Below are 4,885 nucleotides of genomic sequence, written 5' to 3'. Positions count from 1 at the left end.
CGGCAAACAGTGGTCGTCACGCTTCAAAAAGCCAGGCGACCAACCTGCCAGCAGACTCTCATGGCTGATACAACGCAAGTGGCAAACGGCCAACTCTCTGAAAACGAGTTGTGCAGACCTTCCCTAGACATCGTCAATCGTTAATAACTTTCTTACAGACATGGCGCGTTAGACTGCCTTCGGCAAAATACACACCCAAGCTACCATGAAGGCACTGTTACAAGAACCTCGTGGATCGATAAATCATGGAAACGTGCGTCGATTGCTAACACCTCCCTTGTTTGGTCCCGAGATTAACTCATTGATGAGGTTGCCCTGAAAGCTCGTTTGCGATGCGATCACAACGTTCGGCGCAGCTTTCTACTTGAGTAGACCGCCATGTTGATTATCATGCAGTCCTCATCAGTAATAGGGGACACTCTCAAACTCAATATTCTTTACAATCCGTTATGACCTTTCCGCCAGGCTTGGTACCCATGGCAAGAAGAAGAAACCCAGCCCCCAACGGATATATCAGATGAACAGTGGTACGTCGCCGCTCCGTACGCTGACCTTGATGAGTAAGGGCCCACCACGGCGCTGCTACATGCTGCGCGAGGGGCTCAACGCATTGCGCTGGATTATGAGAGCGGGTGAGCGTCGCGTTTGTTACCCAATAGCTGAGGGAGGTGGTCTACCAGCAGACGCAGCGCGGCGCTGAATCCAGGCAAGCTGCTTCGGGGCTATGTCAATGACCTGCGTTCGATCATCCGGGTTGCGCAGGAACACCGCCTTCAACACAGCGCGGTCATTCTCGACGCGCACCGCACGGCGGTTGATACCGTGGGCAGTCGCTTGCCGTGCACGTGAGGCTGGCGAACTAGCGGAGCGCGCGCCGGTCGGGAAGCTGGCGCATCGGGTTCTGCAGGCCACCGGTCGGACTGGCTTTCGACGACCGGAGGTGCACAGACGAAGAACCTGCGCACTCTCCACTCGACGAAGGCATTGACCACTAAGTCGTCAAGCCGCCGGAGGCGAAAAGGCGCTCCGTGTATTTTTGGCGCCGCTGGTCAAACGCAGCTTTGGCTGGCTCAACCGCTTCCGCAGGAAGCGGCAGACGCTACGAGCGATGGCGCGAGGCCCTCGCTGGTTGCGTTTCGTCGGATTCTCCGTGCTTGTGCTCATCCACATTGCAGGCTTTGACAAAGGGGCATAACACAACCTAGCTGCGCCCCTCCCTATTTACCAGCCGTGCTGGGCAGATGAACCCCCGAGAGAACCCGACGAATAGCGTGCGAGGAAGGTCGGAACACTACACTGCCAAGTGCGGCAACGGTATCTCTTCGATGATTGATCCATGTTAAGCCCGCTGTTGACCGAAACGCCTATATTGAACACGCAATCGTGGCGTGCGCGTTTGCAGCTGCTTCCAACCGGATAATTGCGGATCGCCTTATCGCGTCAGGAAATCCGTCATGAGAGGAAAATCCGTGACACCATTCAATCCGTACGGCGCGAAATTTACGTTTGCGCTGCGAACGCATGCGTTCTTCTGCGAAGTCCTGCAACGAGCCTTGTTGACTGCAGAGTGTCCGGCGCGACATCGCTTCGATTTAGGAGATTTGTAGTGCGGCCTCGGCCGCTCACGATAGCAACAAAATCGAGGCTTCATGCCAGTCCATGGTGCGCAGCTACCTCGCGACTGCCGCAATCGGCCCCCGAGCCTACACAATGGCCGGCGCAGGTTCGTTTCAATCAGAGCATGCCAATGTCGCGGCCTTGCCGTACCGTAGCATAAAACCGGCGGTCGGCATGGTTCATCGAGGGGAGTGTCGGGAGCCGAAAATCTCCGGACAATTCAGTAAATCGACTCAATCACCGGCCGCCGACGGCCTCGCTCACAAGGGGAACATCATGTCAGCCAAACGCGTTGCTTTCGTTACTGGCGGCATGGGCGGCCTCGGAGCCGCCATTAGCCGACGTCTCCACGATGCAGGCACGGTGGTCGCCCTCTCGCATTCGGAGCGCAACGATCACGTTGCCACGTGGCTCGTCCATGAACTGGATGTAGGTCGCCGTTTCGTTGCGTTCGAGGTCGACGTCTCCAGCTTCGATTCGTGTGCGCATTGCGCAGAGCGCGTGCTCACCGAATTCGGTATGGTGGACATTCTTGTGAATAACGCGGGCATTACGCGCGATTCAAGCTTTGCAAGAATGACCAAGGAAGATTGGGATAAGGTCTTACGCACCAATCTCGATTCCATGTTCAACATGACGAAGCCATTTCTCGGTGGAATGGTCAAGCAGGGATTCGGGCGGATCGTGAATATCGGCTCCGTGAACGGCGCGCGCGGTGCATTCGGGCAAACCAACTACGCCGCAGCAAAAGCGGGCATTCACGGTTTCACTATGTCGCTCGCACTGGAGACGGCGCGATACGGCGTTACCGTCAACACGGTGTCGCCCGGTTATCTCGCCACGACCATGACTGCGGCGATCCCCAAGGACGTAATGGAAACACGAATTCTTCCTCAGATTCCGGTCGGCAGACTCGGTCAACCGGACGAAGTCGCGGCTTTGGTGGCATTTCTCTGTTCCGATGAAGCTGGCTTTGTCACGGGCACCGATTTCTCCGTCAACGGTGGTATGCACATGCGATGAAAAGCGACAGTCTGGCGTATCAGACAACTTTCGGTTTTGTCTGGCGCAGTCTGCGCGGGGCATTATCGTCAGCAGGCCGGTTTTCTCGCCAACGGGCACACCAACAAAAAACGAGTCGTACACGTTATTGTTCTTGCATTTTTGGAGCGTTTTTTGACGCCATCCAAAAAAGGACGACTATACAGTCCCCATCCGGCATGCGGGGCCGCATTCAACGTAGGAATTTAAACCCGTCGTTTTGATAGAAAATTGGGAAACATACAAAGACGGTTGCAAACTTTTATGGCGCATCGATTCGGCTCGTCTGTCAAAATCCGTATCTGGCAAGGCATTTGTATCGATGTGGGCAACGACGGGCTGAAAGGACCACACCGGAGTGAATTCATGAGCGCGACGACTGCGGTGCAGACTGATAAGCAACGTTCCTTCGTGCGGTTTATCACGAGGAGCTACGCGCAGTTGGTTCTCGTCGCCTTCGCTCTTGTTCCCGCCTATCTGATTGGCTACCTGCATTTCTTTCAAAACCCGGGTCTGAAGTTCCAAAACTACCCGTTTCATGAAATTGCGATCACAGGGGCGACGTTTGAGGGTCTTTTTGTCACCTACTTGTCGTGGCAATGCTATCGGTCCTCCGGCGAGCCGTTGCTGCGATGGATGACGCTGGGCTTCCTCGGATCTCTATTGATCTATGCGCTCCATGGCGCATTCACCAGATCCGCTCATCAAAACATTTGCCTATTCCTGTTGTATGGTCCGGCGTCGCGTCTAACGATGTCGATTCTGTTGTTGATTGGGCTTCTGTCGTATCACAGGCCGTCTGATCCCGCTGACCGCCGCGCAGGAGCCAAGTACTTGCTAAGCTGGGCCGCAATATTCCTCGTAGTGGACGTTCTGGTTGCGCTTCTTGCCCATTCTACAGTTGCTGGCATTATCCTACTGCGGGTCATGGAGACTGCGGCGCTCGGGTTTTCGACGCTCAGCGTCGTTATCCTGATGCTGCGTCGGCCTAGGTCCCCGCTAATGCTGGTCTGTGGCATCTCCAGCATGTCGTTCGCGCTGTCGTCGGTGGCTTTTCTTCTGGGCAGCCCATGGAGTCACATGTGGTGGCTTGCTCACGTCATTTTCGCCAGCGGCTTCTTCCTTCTCAGCTATGGCGTGGCGCAGGCCTTTTTGACGACACGTTCATTTGCGACGATCCATAGTCGCGAGGAGTTGAACGCGCGACTCGCCCAAGAGATGGATCGCGCCAAAAACGCTCTGAAAGAAGTTCACCGCGAGAACGAAAAGCTGGCGCACCTCGCGGCGACCGATCCGTTGACCGGAGCTGCGAATCGGCGCCATTTCATTGCGTGTGTAGAAACGGAGGTCGTTCGCGCACAGAGAGACGGCACTCCATTCTCACTTCTCGCGCTCGATCTCGACAATTTTAAATGGGTCAACGACGCTTACGGGCATCAGGTCGGCGATACAGTGCTCCAGGGATTCGTGCGAGTATGCCGCGACGCGATTCGGCCCTACGACGGCGTAGCACGCGTGGGCGGCGAAGAGTTCATGGTGCTGCTGACTCGCACGTCGCTGGATGCAGCACTCGCAATCGGCGAGCGCATTCGCGCGGCAACTGCCAGCACAACCTTCGCCGGTGAAGTTGGGCGCAAAGTATCGATAACTGTCAGTATCGGCATCTCGCAGTTCGACAGGGATGGTCGCACGATTGACGCACTACTTCGGTCAGCAGACGAGCGGCTTTACCACGCGAAAAGTCAAGGTCGCAACCGAGTGGCGATTGTTTAGCGGACCGAACCCCGCCGATGCACGCAAGCGCAACGCGACTGACGCCGCACTTGAAGGATACTTCGTTGTGCCCATATTCCGCTCAATGGCATTGAATTGGTGCACATGATCGTCAGAGATAAAGAACCGGGCCTAAAACAGTCACCAGCCCACGCACAGCCGCCAACGTCGGATGCAAGGTTTTCGCAACCCCGGGGGCGCACAGTCGCTTCTGTCGGAAGTCGAACGGAGCTAGCGTGGCCGCTCGACGATCTCAAAACAGCTTGTCGTCGAGCGCCGCGTTGAACACCGTCGGGGCACTAGAGGGTGTTAGGAACTTTGAGCTAGACCTAGGGAAGGTCTGCAAAAGTCCTGGCGTTGACGTCTCGGTGGACTATCCTGGGAGAAGGCAGGTTTAAGGGGTACCTCGATGACACAGCTTGGTCTTGGTCTGGATCTTTCAACGAAACGCACG

2 protein-coding genes are annotated in these 4,885 nt (G+C 56.0%); both read left to right on the top strand.

What is annotated here, in order from left to right:
• Positions 1-1,893: 1,893 nt before the first annotated feature.
• Positions 1,894-2,640 carry a beta-ketoacyl-ACP reductase gene (locus AB3X96_RS41965; protein WP_176112506.1) on the top strand — a complete coding sequence of 249 codons (747 nt, stop codon included), beginning with the start codon at positions 1,894-1,896 and terminating at the stop codon, positions 2,638-2,640.
• Between the two features lie 384 nt (positions 2,641-3,024).
• Positions 3,025-4,431: a GGDEF domain-containing protein gene (locus AB3X96_RS41960; RefSeq protein WP_368594340.1), complete on the top strand. Its 1,407-nt coding sequence runs from the start codon at positions 3,025-3,027 to the stop codon at positions 4,429-4,431.
• Positions 4,432-4,885 lie beyond the last annotated feature (454 nt).

This window comes from Paraburkholderia sp. BR13439 (genome assembly GCF_040948805.1).
Classification (GTDB): domain Bacteria; phylum Pseudomonadota; class Gammaproteobacteria; order Burkholderiales; family Burkholderiaceae; genus Paraburkholderia; species Paraburkholderia youngii.
This window is presented reverse-complemented; position numbering and strand designations above follow the sequence as displayed.

Bases quoted from the DNA above. Each gene is read 5' to 3' on its own strand.
- AB3X96_RS41965 (WP_176112506.1), top strand. From the start codon at position 1,894: ATGTCAGCCAAACGCGTTGCTTTCGTTACTGGCGGCATGGGCGGCCTC.
- AB3X96_RS41960 (WP_368594340.1), top strand. From the start codon at position 3,025: ATGAGCGCGACGACTGCGGTGCAGACTGATAAGCAACGTTCCTTCGTG.